This is a genomic window from Pseudomonas sp. (assembly GCF_028293835.1).
In the GTDB taxonomy this organism is placed as follows: Bacteria; Pseudomonadota; Gammaproteobacteria; order Pseudomonadales; family Pseudomonadaceae; genus Aquipseudomonas.
This window is the reverse complement of record NZ_JAQGNX010000037.1, coordinates 64,636-81,052: the sequence shown is the minus strand read 5'-3', so window position 1 is coordinate 81,052 and position 16,417 is coordinate 64,636. Positions and strand designations below refer to the sequence as shown.

Annotated in this window: 15 protein-coding genes; 2 read left to right on the top strand and 13 right to left on the bottom strand. The window is 58.3% G+C overall.

The genetic code is table 11. The features are described 5' to 3' along the window. The 11 genes from JWR17_RS04930 to JWR17_RS04880 all read right to left on the bottom strand — a co-directional run. A partial coding sequence (locus JWR17_RS04930) for a hypothetical protein (RefSeq protein ID WP_296306140.1) occupies positions 1-71 on the bottom strand: 71 nt, incomplete at its 3' end. 111 nt (positions 72-182) lie between these two features. Further along, on the bottom strand, positions 183-1,193 hold the full coding sequence (locus JWR17_RS04925) for a PleD family two-component system response regulator (RefSeq protein WP_299828869.1): 1,011 nt from the start codon (positions 1,191-1,193) through the stop codon (positions 183-185). Positions 1,194-1,238: 45 nt separating this feature from the next. Further along, positions 1,239-2,249, bottom strand: a complete 1,011-nt coding sequence (locus JWR17_RS04920) for a chemotaxis response regulator protein-glutamate methylesterase (protein ID WP_299828867.1) — start codon at positions 2,247-2,249, stop codon at positions 1,239-1,241. Then, the gene (locus JWR17_RS04915; protein WP_299828865.1) at positions 2,246-4,603 is read right to left on the bottom strand and encodes a hybrid sensor histidine kinase/response regulator; all 2,358 of its coding nucleotides are present in this window, start codon (positions 4,601-4,603) and stop codon (positions 2,246-2,248) included. The genes JWR17_RS04920 and JWR17_RS04915 overlap by 4 nt, the downstream gene beginning before the upstream one ends. Further along, complete coding sequence (locus tag JWR17_RS04910; RefSeq protein ID WP_299828863.1) at positions 4,600-5,304, bottom strand: chemotaxis protein CheW; 705 nt, start codon at positions 5,302-5,304, stop codon at positions 4,600-4,602. The genes JWR17_RS04915 and JWR17_RS04910 overlap by 4 nt, the downstream gene beginning before the upstream one ends. Next, positions 5,301-6,578, bottom strand: coding sequence for a protein-glutamate O-methyltransferase CheR (locus tag JWR17_RS04905; protein ID WP_299828861.1), 1,278 nt, complete (start codon positions 6,576-6,578; stop codon positions 5,301-5,303). The genes JWR17_RS04910 and JWR17_RS04905 overlap by 4 nt, the downstream gene beginning before the upstream one ends. Beyond that, a complete protein-coding gene (locus tag JWR17_RS04900) occupies positions 6,575-7,111 on the bottom strand; it encodes a chemotaxis protein CheW (protein WP_299828859.1) in 537 nt (178 codons plus the stop codon). The genes JWR17_RS04905 and JWR17_RS04900 overlap by 4 nt, the downstream gene beginning before the upstream one ends. A gap of 9 nt (positions 7,112-7,120) precedes the next feature. Continuing rightward, on the bottom strand, positions 7,121-8,743 hold the full coding sequence (locus tag JWR17_RS04895; RefSeq protein WP_299828857.1) for a methyl-accepting chemotaxis protein: 1,623 nt from the start codon (positions 8,741-8,743) through the stop codon (positions 7,121-7,123). A gap of 370 nt (positions 8,744-9,113) precedes the next feature. Beyond that, the gene (locus JWR17_RS04890) at positions 9,114-10,220 is read right to left on the bottom strand and encodes an NADH:flavin oxidoreductase/NADH oxidase (RefSeq protein ID WP_299828855.1); all 1,107 of its coding nucleotides are present in this window, start codon (positions 10,218-10,220) and stop codon (positions 9,114-9,116) included. Between the two features lie 120 nt (positions 10,221-10,340). Next, the gene (gene recJ, locus JWR17_RS04885) at positions 10,341-12,056 is read right to left on the bottom strand and encodes a single-stranded-DNA-specific exonuclease RecJ (protein ID WP_299828853.1); all 1,716 of its coding nucleotides are present in this window, start codon (positions 12,054-12,056) and stop codon (positions 10,341-10,343) included. A gap of 67 nt (positions 12,057-12,123) precedes the next feature. Continuing rightward, on the bottom strand, positions 12,124-12,666 hold the full coding sequence (locus JWR17_RS04880; RefSeq protein WP_299828851.1) for a YaeQ family protein: 543 nt from the start codon (positions 12,664-12,666) through the stop codon (positions 12,124-12,126). 247 nt (positions 12,667-12,913) lie between these two features. On the opposite strand from JWR17_RS04880, the gene JWR17_RS04875 reads away from it, so the two are divergent. Further along, positions 12,914-13,798 carry a TIGR02285 family protein gene (locus JWR17_RS04875; protein ID WP_299828849.1) on the top strand — a complete coding sequence of 295 codons (885 nt, stop codon included), beginning with the start codon at positions 12,914-12,916 and terminating at the stop codon, positions 13,796-13,798. Positions 13,799-13,970: 172 nt separating this feature from the next. Here the strand turns inward: JWR17_RS04875 and JWR17_RS04870 are convergent, their stop codons facing one another. Then, positions 13,971-14,267 (bottom strand): DUF3509 domain-containing protein, encoded by a 297-nt coding sequence (locus JWR17_RS04870; RefSeq protein WP_299828848.1) that lies wholly within the window; start codon positions 14,265-14,267, stop codon positions 13,971-13,973. 183 nt (positions 14,268-14,450) lie between these two features. Here JWR17_RS04870 and JWR17_RS04865 point away from each other — a divergent pair, with 183 nt between their 5' ends. Then, entirely contained in the window at positions 14,451-15,113 is a 663-nt protein-coding gene (locus JWR17_RS04865) for a response regulator transcription factor (protein WP_299828846.1), read from the top strand. A gap of 1 nt (position 15,114) precedes the next feature. Here the strand turns inward: JWR17_RS04865 and JWR17_RS04860 are convergent, their stop codons facing one another. Further along, a complete protein-coding gene (locus JWR17_RS04860) occupies positions 15,115-16,338 on the bottom strand; it encodes an EAL domain-containing response regulator (protein ID WP_299828844.1) in 1,224 nt (407 codons plus the stop codon). Between the last annotated feature and the right edge of the window lie 79 nt (positions 16,339-16,417).

Here is a 16,417-nt window from a genome sequence, read left to right as displayed (position 1 = left end):
AGATACCCCCGAATAGTTTCGGAACGCTCGGACAGGTCCTTGATGCTGTTTAGGATCGGGTTGATTTCCATGGTGGGCAGCACTCGTAGGCGAACTTTTGAAAGCCGGCGAGTATACCCCACTGCGGACCGCGAAGGCAGCCCGTTGAGCAGGGGTAATGGTATTGAATTGTGGGGTGACCCTCAGCTTCCGCCGACTACCACTTGGTTGCGTCCATTGTTCTTCGCCGCATACAAACCGTTATCAGCATCATGGATCAACTGTCGGCTGTTGGAACCCAACTGCGGGATTATGGTTGCCAGGCCGATGCTGATGGAGAGATTGGAGCCGGGTGTCGGGGCGTTGTGCGGAATCGCCAACGCAGTGATGGTATGGCGCAGTTTTTCTGCCAACAAACGCGCACCGCCCGGTGAGGTGTTGGGCAGTACCAAGGCAAACTCCTCACCGCCGTAACGCGCGGGCAGGTCAGAGGGGCGCGCGCAGCTGTTGCGGATGGCTGTTGCGACCTGGCGCAAGGCTTCGTCGCCTTCCAGATGGCCGAAGCTGTCGTTGTAAGCCTTGAAGTAGTCCACGTCGATCATCAGCAGCGAGAGCTGGGTTTGCTCGCGAATCGACCTGCGCCATTCCAGCTCCAGGTATTCATCGAAATGACGGCGATTGGACAAGCCGGTCAAACCGTCCGAGTTCATCAAACGCTGCAGCACCAGGTTGGTGTCGAGTAATTGCTGCTGGCTCACGCGTAGCGCCCGGTACGCATCGTCGCGCTGAAGCAAGGTCATGTACGAGCGTGAGTGATAACGAATCCGCGCGACCAGTTCGATGTTGTCAGGCAGCTTGACCAGGTAATCGTTGGCACCTGCGGCAAAGGCCGCGCTTTTGATCAGCGGGTCTTCTTTGGTCGAGAGCACGATGATGGGGATATCGCGGGTCAGTGGGTTATTGCGGTATTCGCGTACCAACGTCAGGCCGTCCAGGCCCGGCATCACCAAGTCCTGCAAAATCACCGTCGGTTTGATCAGGACCGCCTGATTGACCGCCTGATGCGGGTCAGCACAAAAATGGAAGTCGATGTTTGACTCATTGGCCAGGCCCCGACGCACCGCCTCACCAATCATTGGTTGATCGTCCACCAGCAGGACCATTGCCGAGTTTTCGTCGGTTCGCGGCAAACCCTCGATATGCAGATCATGCATGGCGCAACTCCAGTTCCCGAGCCAAACGTACACTCACTTGAGTAATCATTGGGCGAACATCTCCATCAATCTGGGCGCAATCGTGTCCAGCGGTTTGATTTCCACAGCGGCATCAATGGCCGCGGCCGCTTTGGGCATGCCATATACCGCGCTGCTGCGCTGATCCTGAGCAATGGTCAAAAAACCCTGCTGACGCATCGACTTTAGCCCTTCGGCACCGTCGCGCCCCATACCTGTCAACAAAACACCCACCGCGTCTCCACTCCAGAAGCGGGCCACACTGTCGAAAAAAACATCGATAGAAGGCCGATAAATTTCGTTCACGGGCTCGGCGGTATACGCCAGATTTCCGTTTTTAAGTAAGCGAATATGGTGATTGGTGCCGGCCAACAAGACCGTGCCACGTTGCGGAGGCTCGCCATTACACGCCAGTCGCACCGGCAAGCCTGAAGCACTGCTTAGCCATTCGGCCATTCCCGCAGCGAACACTTGATCAACATGTTGCACCAATACGATGGCCGCGGGAAAGTTTACGGGCAGGCCCTTGAGCAACACTTCCAAGGCTGCGGGACCGCCTGCCGAAGAGCCGATGGCCACCAAACCCTGACGTAGCACGCTCTGTCGCAACGGGGTGGCGACGGGGCGTACACGGCTGTCACGCTGGCCGATCAGCCAGCCTATGTTGAGGATTTTGCGCAACAGCGGCGCAGCGGCGTCTTTCGGGTTACCCGCCCCCAACGCCGGTGTATCAACCACGTCCAGCGCGCCATAGCCCATGGCTTCGAATACTCGGTGGACGTTTTGCTGTCGATCCACGGTAACGATGACAATGGCGCATGGGGTCGAGGCCATGATCTGGCGCGTAGCCTCGACGCCGTCCATTACCGGCATGATCAGGTCCATCAAAATCAGGTCCGGGACCAACTGAGCGCAGCGTTCAACCGCTTCGGCACCATTGGTCGCCACCCATACCACCTGATGCGTGGGTTCAAGAGCGATGGCTCGACGCAAGGCTTCAACCGCCATGGGCATATCGTTGACAATCGCTATCTTCATCCTTGCGCGCTCCCTATCAACTCCGTGACGGCGTCCAACAGGGCGTCATCATGGAAGCTGGCTTTGGCCAGGTAATAATCCGCGCCGGCATCCAGGCCGCGTCTTCGATCTTCTTCGCGATCTTTATAAGAAACCACCATCACAGGCAACGACTGCAAGCGGCTATCGCGTCGCAGCAGCGTGACCAGTTCAATACCGTCCATACGCGGCATGTCGATGTCGGTGATCAGCAGATCAAAGTCTTCTGCGCGCAATGCGTTCCACCCGTCCATGCCGTCCACCGCCACGGCGACCTCATAGCCACGATTGACCAGCAATTTGCGCTCCAGCTCCCTGACCGTCAGCGAATCATCCACCACTAACACGCGCTTGCGTGGCACCGCGTCAGCCTGTCGACTTCGACGGTCGATGCGCTCAAGTCGTCCGGTATTAAGCAGTTTCTCAACTGACCGCACCATATCTTCGACATCGACGATCAACACCGCCGAACCATCGTCCAGCAGCGCACCGGCAGAAATATCCTGAACCTTGCCCAGGCGCGGATCCAGCGGCAATACCACCAGGGTTCGCTCACCCATAAAACGCTCTACCGCCACCCCATAAACCGCATCACGCTGGCGGATGACTACCACTTTCAGCACGTCCGACATCACCGCGCCTTGCGGGCGTTGCAGCAGTTGGCTAGCCGCTACCAGCCCAACATGCCGGCCTTCATGCCAAAAATGCTGGCGGCCTTCAAGCTGGACGATTTCGTCGGCCGGCAGATTAAGCATGCGTTCGATGTGCGCCAATGGGAACGCGTAAGCCTCGTTGCCAACCTCCACCACCAGGCTGCGCACCACCGACAACGTCAGCGGGACCTGAAGGTGAAAACAGCTGCCCTGCCCTGCGCCCTGCTCAAGTTCGATGGCGCCGCGCAGTTGGCGGACCCTATGTTGCACGGCATCCAGCCCGACGCCACGCCCAGACACTTGCGTGACCTTGTCGCGCAGGCTGAAACCGGGCAAGAACAGAAAGCTCAGCAGTTCTTCTTCACTTAATAGCCCGGCCGTTTCGACTGGGGACAACTGCCGGTCAATGATGCTGTGGCGCAAGTGATGCAAGTCCACGCCCGCGCCGTCATCGCTGACCTCCAGCACCAGCATTCCGGCTTGGTGGGAAGCCTTCAGGCGAATCACCCCTTCGGCGGCCTTGCCGGCCAGCAAACGTCGCTCGGGAGACTCAATGCCATGGTCCACGGCGTTACGCAACAAATGCGTCAGCGGCGCTTCGAGTTTTTCCAGTACGTCGCGATCGACTTGAGTTTTCTCGCCCTCAATCTCCAAGCGTACCTGTTTGCCCAACTCGCGGCCCAGGTCCCGCACCATACGCGCCTGCCCCACCAGCACGTCGGCAAACGGCCGCATACGACAAGCCAGCGCCGTGTCGTACAACTGCTGAGCGCGCTGACCGGCGTTCCAGCCGAACTCATCCAGTTCGGCGGTCTGCTGGGTCAGCATGGCTTGTGCTTCGGACAACAAACGCCGGGCCTCTTCGAGCGCTTCATGTACGTCGTCGCTGACGCCAGTTTCTTTAAGCTTCGCGCCAAGCGCGTCCAGTGCCCGGCCGCTGTTGGTTTGCAGGCGTTTGACCCGCTGCATCGTTACCAGATAAGGCTTCAAGCGCTGAGTTTCGACCAGCGCTTTGCTAGACAAGTCGAGCAGGCCGTTCAACCGCTCGGCGGTGACCCGCAGTACCCGTTCGCCGCCTTCCGTTGCCTGCCGTTTACGCCGTGGCGCGGGTGCCGCTACCGGGCTGGCGACGGCCACAGGTTCTGCTCGCGCCGTCGGACTCAGTACAGGCTCCAGCGCCAGCGCGTCGAGGCGCAACGCCTGGGCCACCAAGTCCGCAGTCGACAGGTCAGGTCCGATCGACAAGGACGCCTGCAACGACGGAGATGAGCTTGAGGAAAGCACCGAAGCCGTCGGACTCAGCAAACGGTTCATCTGCACGACGTACGCGTTGATGTCTTCCGGTCTGGCACCTGAACTGCCGGGGGTGGCGATCCGCATCAACAGATCAGTACCCAGCAACAAGGCGTCGATGTGTTCCGGTTGCAGGTACAGACGAGATTCCTGTGCACTGACCAGGCAGTCCTCCATCACATGGGCCACGCTGACGCCCGCGTCGATCCCGACTATTCGCGCTGCGCCTTTCAGCGAATGGGCGGCGCGCATGCACGCTTCCAGATGGTCGGCTTGCGTTGGATTGCGCTCCAGAGCCAGCAAACCCGCGCTAAGCACCTGGGTCTGCGCCTCGGCTTCCTGGGTAAACAGCTCGAACATTGACGCGTCGCGCATCTGCTCTGGGGTCATGAGAAGCTCCGCTTCACTGCCGACAGTAATTGGTCTTCATCCAATAGGCGCAGGCTGCGCGCCTTCCACTGAATGACGCCCCGGGTGTATTTGGCGTTGGCCTGCTGGCCGGAACTGGAGGCTGAGTCCAGCACCCGCTGGTCCATGGCATGAATGCCGTCGACCTCATCCACGGGCACGACAACCGGGCCCTCGTTGGCGGCGATGATCAACATTCGCGGCATGATTCGGGCGGACTGGCTGACCACTTGCGCAGTGTCCAGACCCAGCAGTTCAACCAGGGATAAACAGGCGACCAATGCGCCTCGTACGTTGGCGACGCCGAGTAATGCCCGCGAGCGCTGATGGGGCACGGAATGGATCGTCTGCAACGGCGCCACCTCAACCAGACACCGTGTGGGCATCCCGAGCCACTCTTCCCCCAGGCGAAATACTAGAATCGAGCGGGTTTTGATTTCTTGATACGCCTCGCTGCTGCGGGTCGGAAGCTCATGCTCTCGGGCCAGGGAATAGCGGTCGAGAAGCCGCGTGGCAGCAGCGGAATAGACCGCGCAATTGCGGCAGTGAATATGTTCAGCCAGCAGCGGGCAGGCGCGAGTGCCATGGATACCGATACGGTTCCAGCAGTCATCGACCGCCCCGGCGTCCTCCTGGTTCAGGTTCAAGTCAATCAGGCTCAGGTCAATCCGAGGTCCGCTCATTGATCACTTCCATCCTTGCTCAGACCACGCGCCGCGCGCGCCTGCAATCGTCGGGCGCCCACGACGTCGCCTTGGAATTCAAGCAATGCCGCCAGTTGCGCCAACGCCTCGGGGTGTTGCGGCTGCAAATACAGCGCTTTTCGATACAATCCCTGGGCTTGTGCTGGCTGGCCGCCTAGATCACTTAACAGTCCCAACCAGTAAAACACTTGAGCCACCGGCTCATACAATTGCAGATAGCGTTCACACGCCGCCCGCGCCTCGGTGCTTTTGCCCTGATTGGCGAAGGCCGCGATCTGCGTCAGCAAACCGCCAGCATCCGTATTCATCGCAGCGCGCTGGGTGGGCAGCACGGGAGATCCCAAGGGGCTCAGCCGACTCGGTGCAAAGGGCCGGGACTGGGTCGGTAAAAGAACCGGAGTCACCGAGCGTGAGCAGACCGCCGGCTGAACATTCGGGGTCGGTTGTTGCAGGGGTTCTTTATAGCGGCTGAAGGCAAACGACTGCGGAACGCCGATTGAGCGCATGCCCAACCGTGCCAGTAAGTTGCCTTCGGCGGGACCGATAAACAGCACGCCCTCTTCCCGGGTCCAGCGTTTGAGCGCGCTGAATGCCTGGTGCTGAGTCGCCAGATCGAAATAGATCAGCAGGTTGCGACAAAACACGAAGTCATATGCCGGTTGCGCGGCGAACAGGCGGGGATCAAGCACGTTACCGGGCTGGAAATTCACCTGCTCGCGCACTCGCTGACTGACCCGATAGCCCTCGGGCTCGGCGCTGAAGTGTCGGTCCCGAAAAGCGGTTTGATCGCCACGAAAGGAATTTTTGCCATAGACCGCAAGTTCGGCCCGGGCAATGGATATCGGGCTGATGTCCACCGCATCAATGTTGAACTGTGCGCCAGCAATGCCCGTATCCAACAAGGCCATGGCAATCGAATAGGGCTCTTCGCCGGTGGAGCATGGCAGACTGAGAATCCGCAATGGCCGAGCGCCCAGGAGTTCAGCCAGGCGCGCCTGGGCCAGCTTGGCCAACGTCGCAAATGATTCCGGGTAACGGAAAAACCACGTCTCCGGAACAATTACGGCTTCGATCAACGCTTGCTGTTCGTTGGGGGAGGATTGCAATAATTGCCAATAACAGTCGAGGTCCGCAGCCATGGCCGAGGTGCAGCGCAAACGAACGGCGCGTTCGATGGTCGCCTCGCCCACCGACGCAACATCCAGACCGATCCGATCGTTGAGAAAGCCGAAGAAGCGCCCGTCTCGACTCATGGTGCATCCTCGAGCGCTTCAAGGCTCAAGGGTGGCTCGGGATAAAGCAACTCGCGCACCGGATCGCTGAGCAGGTCTTGTACCCGCACCCATTGCAGCAAACCGTGTTCATCTTCACGCACCGGCCCCAAATAGCGCGCCTGGCGGTTGTCCACACCGTATTCCTTGAACTCACCGGGCGCACACCGCAAGGTGTCGGTGGCGTGTTCCAGCATCAACCCAAGCAATCGACCCGGGCGTTCAGCGTCCGGCCGATAGTGCACCAGTACCAGACGCGTGCTGGTCCGAATGTGCGCAGGCTGGCCAAACGTCAGCGCACTGAGATCGATGACCGGCACGATAACCCCACGATGAGCAAAAACCCCAGCCACCCAATGCGGTGTCTGGGCAATGGGCTTGAGCCGCAAGCGTGGCAATACTTCTGCGATGTCGACGGCCTCCAGCGCGTAGCGCTCCTGGCCGACGCGAAACAATAAAAACAGCTTGTTTTGCGGCGGCAGTGAAACACCCCGCCTGGCTGAATGCTCGATCATCGCGGGTGCTCAGACTTTAAAGCGCGAGACGCCGCTACGCAGACCCACCGCCACTTGACTCAATTCGTCGATAGCGAAACTGGCCTGACGTAACGAATCGACGGTCTGGCTGCTGGCATCGCCCAACTGCACCAGGGCCTGATTGATCTGCTCGGCACCGGTGGCCTGGGCTTGCATACCCTCGTTGACCATTAATACTCGCGGCGCCAGCGCCTGAACCTGATAGATGATCTGCGACAGCTGTTCGCCCACCTGAGTGACTTCGGACATACCACGACGTACTTCTTCAGAAAACTTGTCCATGCCCATCACACCAGCGGACACCGCTGACTGAATTTCCCGCACCATTTGCTCAATGTCGTAAGTGGCAACGGCGGTCTGATCAGCCAGACGCCGCACCTCCGTCGCTACTACCGCAAAACCACGTCCGTATTCACCGGCCTTTTCCGCTTCAATGGCTGCGTTGAGCGACAGCAGGTTGGTCTGGTCGGCGACTTTGACGATGGTCACCACCACTTGATTGATGTTGCCGGCCTTCTCGTTGAGGATTGCCAGCTTGGCGTTGACCAGGTCTGCAGCACCCATCACCGAATGCATGGTTTCTTCCATACGCGCCAAGCCTTGCTGGCCAGAGCCCGCGAGATTGGACGCTTGGTCTGCAGCCGAAGTGACTTCGGTCATAGTCCGCACCAGATCACGGGAAGTCGCGGCGATTTCCCGTGACGTCGCGCCAATTTCCGTGGTGGTGGCGGCGGTCTCGGTGGCGGTGGCCTGCTGCTGCTTGGAGGTGGCGGCGATTTCAGTTACCGAGGTGGTGACTTGCACAGACGAACGCTGAGCCTGTGAAACCAGGTTTGTCAGCTCGGTCATCATATCGTTGAAGCCGTTCTCAACGGTGTCGAACTCATCCTTGCGACCCAGGTTCAGACGCTTGCTCAGGTCGCCGCTGCGCATGACATCGAGAACCCAGACGATCCGACGCATGGGCGACATAATCGCGCGCATCAACAGCAAACCGCAGATAACCGCAGCCATAATCGCCACCAGCAGAGAAATGCCCATGCTGATCTTGGCCTCATAGACCGCCGCCTCAATCGAGGCGATTGAGTCGTCTGCGAGTTGTTTGTTTTTAATAATAAGGGTAGTGAGGAACGCACGGCCCTTATCCCAGGCGGGCGCCATTTGCGAGAGGAACAGGCCGTGTGCCTTAGCGAAGTCGTTGGTCTGATAAAGCGCGAGGACCTCTTCGGAAATCTTTTTGTACGCCGCGTGCTGCTGTTCGAACGCGTCGAAACGGATCTGGTCTTCCTGATCAAAGATGGTCTTTTTATAGCCGTTCAATTCGGCAACCAGTTGATCCTCAAAGCCCTTGAACATGTCCAACTCGGCGGGCGTGAGCACTCGGCCCTCGTCTTCGCCGAACAGGCGCAACGTAGCCAGATAGCTGTTGACCCAGGCGCCGCGCACCGTGGTGCTGTAGTAAAGGCCCGGCAACGCGTCGGTGCGGACCTTTTCTTCGCTGGATTCAATGGATAACAGTCGGGAATACGACACGACGACCATCAACAGCATAATGGCGATGATTACAGCGAAACTCGCGGCAATACGCTGGCGCAATGTCCAATTCTTCACAGTCCTGACCTCAAGAGTTCAACGCGACAGCACTGGCGCGTTCAAGAAGTGGACCGACCATCGGCCCAAAGCTGGCTGAGTATAGCCCAGCCTCTCAGGCCTTAGATTGATGTTTCGAGAGGATTTTTGGCCCCGAAGGGATGGCCGAAATGCGGCCGGCACCTGAATACAAAGTCTATCCGCCCGAATTGAGTACAGCGATGAGGATGGATTAGATAAAAGCGTTAATCCGTGGGTCAGTGACCTACTCAGTCGGGAGGCTGGCGTTTAGGTTTTCTGTGGGCTTCCCGAATCCAACGCTGTCCCGGAAAAACTGTGGAGCCAACGTGTTGGCGAAGCAGGCGGCGTGTCTGGCGCGCCGCCTATTCACTCAATCGCGCAAATCAGACTCGTGGATCGGTTGGTCACGGTGGGTGGCGCGTTGGTATTGGGCGGGCCAGATGGCTTTGCGGCCGCCGAGATCGTCGTCGGCATGAAGAGGCCAGTACGGATCACGCAGCAGTTCCCGTGCGAGCAAAATCAAGTCGGCCTGGCCGGTGCGCAGGATGTGTTCGGCCTGTGCCGGTTCGGTGATCATGCCCACGGTACCAGTGGCGATGCCGGACTCTTTGCGCACACGCTCGGCGAAGCGCGTCTGGTAGCCCGGACCAACCGGGATTTCCGCTTTCGCCGCCGTGCCGCCCGAAGACACGTCTATCAGGTCCACGCCCAAGTCTTTCAAGCGCCGCGCCAGTTCGACGGTTTCATCCGGGTTCCAGCCGTCCTCCACCCAATCGGTCGCAGAAACCCGCACGAACAACGGCAGTTCTTGCGGCCAGACAGCCCTCACCGCTTCGGTCACTTGCAAGGTCAGACGAATACGGTTTTCAAACGATCCGCCGTATTGGTCGCGACGTTGATTACTGATGGGTGACAGGAATTGATGCAGCAGATAACCGTGGGCTGCGTGCAGTTCGACCACTTTAAATCCGGCAATCAACGCGCGTTTGGCAGCTTCGACGAAGGCGACAATTATCCCCTGGATTTCGCTTTCTTCCAGTTGGGTCGGCGCGGTGTGTTGCGGATCAAATGCGATGGGCGAAGGACCCACCGGCACCCAACCGCCTTCGCTGAGCGGCACGCTGCCATGCTTGCCGATCCACGGCCGCCAGGTGCTCGATTTACGCCCGGCGTGCGCCAGTTGAATACCGGCCACCGCGCCTTGGGCAGTGATGAAGCGGGTAATCCGTTGCAACGGCTCGATTTGTTCGTCGTTCCATAACCCTAAGTCTTCAGGGGTAATGCGGCTGTCTTCGGTGACAGCGGTGGCCTCGGTGAAAATCAAGCCGGCGCCACCCACGGCGCGGCTGCCGAGATGGACCAGATGCCAGTCGTTGGCCAAGCCGTCGACGCAGGAGTACTGACACATCGGCGACACCGCGATGCGGTTGAGCAGGGTCAGTTGGCGAATGGTAAAGGGTTCAAGCAGCAGGCTCATGGTCACCTCTCAAGTTAACAGGCAGCGTGCGAAGGTTACTAGCTGACGTTTCCGACAGTGCTTAGAGCCTAGTAGACAGTCCGACCTCGCGAGTGTTCGTGCATTCCTGGCGAAGCGGCATTAACGCGGCGCGATGTGTGCCACCAATAGCTGAACCGTTTCGTTGCCACGAAACTCATTGAGGTCCAGTTTGTAGGCCAGTTCCACCCAACGGATAGTCGGATTCGGCCAGATATCGCGGTCCACGCTGAACGCGATGCCGTCGAGTTTCAGTGAGCCGCATTCACTTTTCAGCACCATTTTCAGGTGCCGTTCACCGACAATACGCTGTTCGACCAGTTGGAACACACCGTGAAACAGCGGCTCGGGAAAATGCTGACCCCAAGGACCGGCATTGCGCAGTGCGCGGGCCAACTCCAGGTGAAATTCTTCTATGGCCAGGCTGCCATCGGACAACAATCGTCCGGTCAGGTCTTCTTCGTTCAATTGACGACGCACTTCAGCGTCGAAGGCCTGGGCAAACGCGGGAAAATTCGCTTCTGGCAACGACAGTCCTGCCGCCATTGCATGGCCACCAAACTTGCTGATCAGCTCCGGGTGCTTTGCCGCAACCGCGTCCAGCGCATCGCGTATATGAAAGCCCGGCACTGAACGCGCCGAGCCCTTGAGCACGCCCTCCCCGGCGCTGGCAAATGCAATGGTCGGACGGTGATAACGCTCTTTCATGCGTGAAGCCAGGATGCCGATCACGCCTTGGTGCCAGTCGGTTTCGAACAGGCACAAGCCGAAAGGCATGGACTCCAGCGGCAGGTCCTTCAACTGGGCCAACGCCTCGCGCTGCATGCCTTGCTCGATGGATTTGCGGTCCTGGTTCAGCTCATCGAGACGTCCGGCCATTTCTCGCGCCAATGTTTCGTCTTCACACAGCAGACACTCGATGCCCAGGCTCATGTCATCCAATCGACCCGCAGCGTTCAAGCGCGGACCGATGATGAATCCCAGGTCGGTGGAGGTAATGCGGGCGGCTTCCCGACGGGCGACGTCAAGGATCGCCTTGAGCCCCGGCCGCGCGCGTCCGGCACGAATGCGCAGCAGGCCTTGGTGCACCAGAATGCGATTATTGGCGTCCAGCGGCACCACGTCAGCAACGCTGCCCAGGGCAACCAGATCCAGAAGCTCGCCCAGGTTGGGTTGGGTTTGTTGATTAGCCTCGAAATAACCGGTGTCACGCAGGCGCGCACGCAATGCCATCAGGACGTAGAAAATCACCCCAACGCCGGCGAGCGCCTTGCTGGGAAATTCACAGCCGGGCTGATTGGGATTGACGATGGCGTCGGCTGCCGGTAGTTCATGGCCAGGCAAGTGGTGATCGGTAACCAGCACCGTCAAACCCGCCGCCTTGGCCGCTGCAACGCCCTCAACACTGGAAATCCCATTGTCCACGGTGATAAGCAATTGGGGCTGACGCTCCAGTGCAACCGCGACAATCTCCGGGGTAAGGCCGTAGCCATATTCGAAGCGGTTTGGTACCAGATAGTCGACATGCGCCGCGCCAAACAGACGCAGGCCTATTACGCCTACAGTACTGGCGGTCGCCCCGTCGGCGTCGAAGTCACCGACGATCAAGATGCGCTGGCGTTGTTTCAGCGCGATCACTAGCAGATCGACCGCCGTCTCAATGCCTTTCAGTTGTTGATACGGGATCAGCCGCGCCAGACTCTTGTCCAGTTCAGCCTCCGACACCACACCGCGCGAAGCATACAGGCGGGTCAACAACGGCGGCAGATCGCCAAGGAACGGCAGGGTGTCAGGCAACAGTCGAGCTTCGATACGCATTCGGTTTCCGCTGATATTTTTCTATTTTTTTGCTGCCGGGCAATGTGCCCTGATCCTGCCAATAGCGTCAGCCGCGCTCGCCGGTGAGCCATTGCAACTGGACTTCATGCTGGCCACGGTCGTCGGTAACGAAAATCGTACCCTCGCTGATCATCACGTCCCACTTGATGACCCGTGGCATGTCCTTGGCCAGCACTTCCAGAATGTCTTGGGGAACGGCAGCGATATTGACGTTTTTCAGGTTTTTTGCCACCGGAATAACCTTGGTTTCCCAGACACGCAAGCTACCGTAAGCCAGCAAACTGGTGCGTTCGGTACGACGTGAGGACCAGGTCAAACGATCAGCGTCTGGCTGACCTACCTCGATCCAGTGCAAAACGCGATCATCCAGGCTTTTTTCCCACAGTGCTGGTTCGTCTACTTCTGACAGGCCACGGCCAAACGACAGCTGCTCGTTGTACCAGAAGGCGTAGGCAAGCAAACGCACGGTCATGCGCTCTTCGGTTTCGGAGGGGTGCCGGGCAATCGTCTGTTTGACGCTCTCATACACTCCGCGATCAAGGTCGGTGAGGTGGAGTTCGACTTTGTAGGTCGTGGACGGCTGGGCCATGAACGGGCTTCTAGATACGGAGAAAGGCGACAAGTCTACCCGATGCCGGACGGTTCAACGACGCCGATGCTAAAGCAACTTCTCAGCGAAGCGGTTATCGGACGGACGCGACCAGCCAAGTGCGTGCAGTAGAAGCTTGAGTGGTTGGTGTGGTATCAAGCACTGTACCGACCCCAACGTCGCCACAGACATGGCGCCGTCTGGTATGGCAATGTAATTTAGCCACTTTTGTAGACGGAATCAGCGAATGGCTTATGGCGCTCTGCTGCCTGGCAGATATTTTTCAAGCATCTTGCTGATCGCCCTGAGCCTCTTGTGCATGCCGCAAATGGTCATGGCGAAAGACACACTGATATGGCTGCTGCGCGACTTTCCTCCCCTGACCATATTTGCCGGCCCGCAGCAGGGCCAAGGCTCCATCGATAGGCTGCTGCCGTTGCTGATTGCGCGGATGCCTGAATACAACCACCTGATGATGCACGTTAACCGCGCCCGCGGGATGCAAATGCTCAAAGAGCCATCACTCACCTGCGACCCGACGCTGCTGTGGACCGCCGAACGAGCCAAGACCATTATTTACTCCATCCCCACCCATGCGACGAAAAGTAATGGCATGGTGGTTCGCAAAGAAGACCTTGGCAGTTTCAGCCCCTTTATCGACAGGGGCCAAATTGATTTGCAGGGGGTGCTAGCCAGCCCATCAATCAAGCTCGGAATCGTTGCCGAGCGCAGCTACGGTCCTGACATCGATCGGATGCTGCATGCATCGCCGGGCGGCAATGTCAGTAAGCATTACGGCAACGATGCAATCGGCAGCTTGCTACAGATGCAGCGACTGGGACGATTACAGGCGCTGATCAGTTATTGGCCAGAGGCGCGCTTTCAGGCCGCACAGCAGAACATGGACCCAGCGGACCTAATGTTCTATCCAATCAAGGGGACGGCTAAATACCAATTTGCCCATGTGGGCTGCTCGGACACACCTAAAGGCCGTGAAGCGATAGACATCATCAACCGCGAGATGCGGGTTTTGCGCCAAACCAAACTCATCGACTTTTACGCCGACTGGCTGGACCCGCAATCCCGGAGCGAATACCTGCAGGACGCCAAGGCGTTTTTTGAAAGCCCATGAAGCGCTGTTCGCCAAATTGCAGGCAAAAGAAACCCCGAGTAGTGGGGTACTTACTCGGGGTCAAACCGTGATCCCTCAGGACCAGTACGTCAGGTGCCAATCACCGGAGCACAATGCTTGTACCTGCCGTAATAAATCAGAGCATCGAATGTGAGTAAGGTTCCCGGCGCAATCAATTAAAAGCTTGAAACGAGGTAAAAACCTGCGCCTGGGTGGCGTGACGCATGGCCGCCACCACGCACGGCTCTATCCGGCCTTCGGCAATCAGCAGATCGCGATGAAATCCATCCACCACATCCGTCAGTTGGCGTTTGTCTCGAAGCTGCGCCATACATAGCGTGCGCTCAATCACAATTGCACCGGCCACATTTTTCAAAGTGACTACGCGTTCGCCATTTGCGCCCGCCGGCCCCAGAGTTGCCTGATAAGGTGTCAGGGCTTCGCTAAGCAGTAAGCCGATATTTTCCATCTAGTCACCACTCGACAGTTTGAATGCAAGGTGCTTATCAATGACCATCGGTACAATGAGAAAGTTCTTCTCATGTGAGCGAGGTGATTGCCCGCTACCTCAGCCAGAGCGGGACCATGAGCATGCCTGACGACCATGACAGAGAAAAAACAACAGCCCTTGTCCGCCGAAAAGGAGCCTGACGTGGACGCTGCTACTGATACACCGTTACGGATCATCCTGGCAGACGATCACCCTATTTTTCTAATTGGGTTGCGGGTGGTGCTTGAGCAGCACAGCCATGCCAAGGTGGTGGCTGAGGCCAGTTCGCCAAGCGAGCTGGTCGATGCCTTGAAACGCCACAGCTGTGATGTGCTGGTGACAGACTTCATGATGCCTTGCGATGTGCAGAACGATGGGTTGCGGTTGTTGCAACGGGTGCGCCGTGACTACCCACAGCTGCCTATTGTGGTCGTGACCATGCTCAACAACCCGGGGCTGTTTCGCTCAATCCTTGCAGTGGGCGTCAATGCATTGCTGAGTAAAGCCAGTCTGGCGGGCGAGCTGCCTGCTGCCATTGAATGCATATGCCAGGGTAAACAGTTTGTTGCAGATTCAGTGACGCGAATACTGCGCGAGGCGACCGATTTTGGTACCGATACACTGATCTCCCATGAACAGCTCTCGCCCAAGGAGTCTGAAGTGCTGCGCTTGTTGGCAGCCGGTCGTTCGGTGGGGGAAATTGCCACGCACCTCAGCCGCAGCAAACAAACGGTCAGTGCGCAAAAAGTCAGTGCAATGCGCAAACTGGGCCTTAGCAATGATGCGAGCCTGTTTATATATTTGCAGGAACACGGCCTGACGTGAATCACGCCGTCGACCGCTCGGCCATCCAGTTCAACAACTCGCTATCGCTCATGGGTTTGGCAATGAAATACCCTTGCACCGACGGCTTGTTCAGCGCGCTGACCGCTTCATAGTCACTGGCCGTTTCCACGCCCTCGACCACCACATTAAGTTCCATCTTGCTCGCCATCGTGCAGGCGCTGGCTACCACGGCGGCCTTGCGTGCGTCTTCGCCCATGCCACGGATGAACTCGGCCGGAATCTTCAGCTCGGAAAATGGCAGTTGTAGCAAACGTTGAATGTTCGAGGCCCCGGTACCAAAGTCGTCGATAGACAACTTGCAGCCCTGCATGCGTAAGCGCAACAAGCCTTCCAGCTGTACGGTAGAGGTTTGCAACGCAAAGTCCTCGACGATTTCAAGGGTGAGGATTTCGGCGGGCAAATCAAAATGCGCCAGAAGCGCCAGGACGCTGTCGGAAAAATACGCCTCGCTGAGCATGGCCGGAACGATGTTGACCGCAACGGGCAGCGGGCTACCACTTGCCCCCCTCACCCTGGACGAAAAGGCTAACGCCAGTTCCAGCATACGCCAGGTCAACGGCACGCTCAGCCCGGCCCGTTCAACGGCAGCCATAAAGCTGCCGGGCGTCAAAATGCCGTGCCGCGGATGCTGCCAGCGGACCAGCGCTTCGACGCCGATCAAGTCGCCGTCCAGGCTGACTTTTGGTTGGTAATGGGCGATCCACTGCTCAAAATTGCGGTTCTCGCCAACGCACTGGCCAGGGGCAAGCTGGTGCAATTCTTCCAGCGAAAACAATGCGGCGTCTGACGTAGAGGAAACGGACGGGAAAACCCGATGAGCCCCTTCTCGGTACACCTCAAGCAATTCACGAAGGGCCACGACCGACGCTGGTTTTTGCAGACTGCCTAACACCCACATCCCCTGCTGGCGGGCCAGGTGGGCGACTCCGTCGAGTACGCTTCGGTCGCTGCTGCTAAGGATAATGATCGCGCAAGCCTGTTGATGTTCAGCCAGGTAGCGAATCATCTCCAGGCCATCCGGCCCCTCCATTTGCAAGTCGCAGATAGCAATGTCCACAGGGCCGCGATTGGCCAGTGATTGCTGAGCACTGGCGACACTGTGCGCCGTCATGACATTGAACACCTGATTGGCGTTGAGCATCTGGTGCAGCGCCATCCGTTGAAAAGCGTTGTCTTCAAGTATCAAAACATTAAGCGAGCGCACGGTTTTCCCTCCCGGATCGAAGCCGTTTTGGCCAGCGGTGTCTGCACTTTAAAGACCTCGTTATCTGTACCCAATAAGA

Coding starts and splice junctions, on each gene's coding strand:
- JWR17_RS04920 (WP_299828867.1), bottom strand. CDS start 2,249: ATGAAGATAGCGATTGTCAACGATATGCCCATGGCGGTTGAAGCCTTG.
- JWR17_RS04910 (WP_299828863.1), bottom strand. CDS start 5,304: ATGAGCGGACCTCGGATTGACCTGAGCCTGATTGACTTGAACCTGAAC.
- JWR17_RS04900 (WP_299828859.1), bottom strand. CDS start 7,111: ATGATCGAGCATTCAGCCAGGCGGGGTGTTTCACTGCCGCCGCAAAAC.
- JWR17_RS04870 (WP_299828848.1), bottom strand. CDS start 14,267: ATGGAAAATATCGGCTTACTGCTTAGCGAAGCCCTGACACCTTATCAG.
- recJ (WP_299828853.1), bottom strand. CDS start 12,056: ATGCGTATCGAAGCTCGACTGTTGCCTGACACCCTGCCGTTCCTTGGC.
- JWR17_RS04880 (WP_299828851.1), bottom strand. CDS start 12,666: ATGGCCCAGCCGTCCACGACCTACAAAGTCGAACTCCACCTCACCGAC.
- JWR17_RS04915 (WP_299828865.1), bottom strand. CDS start 4,603: ATGACCCCAGAGCAGATGCGCGACGCGTCAATGTTCGAGCTGTTTACC.
- JWR17_RS04875 (WP_299828849.1), top strand. CDS start 12,914: ATGGCTTATGGCGCTCTGCTGCCTGGCAGATATTTTTCAAGCATCTTG.
- JWR17_RS04890 (WP_299828855.1), bottom strand. CDS start 10,220: ATGAGCCTGCTGCTTGAACCCTTTACCATTCGCCAACTGACCCTGCTC.
- JWR17_RS04905 (WP_299828861.1), bottom strand. CDS start 6,578: ATGAGTCGAGACGGGCGCTTCTTCGGCTTTCTCAACGATCGGATCGGT.
- JWR17_RS04925 (WP_299828869.1), bottom strand. CDS start 1,193: ATGCATGATCTGCATATCGAGGGTTTGCCGCGAACCGACGAAAACTCG.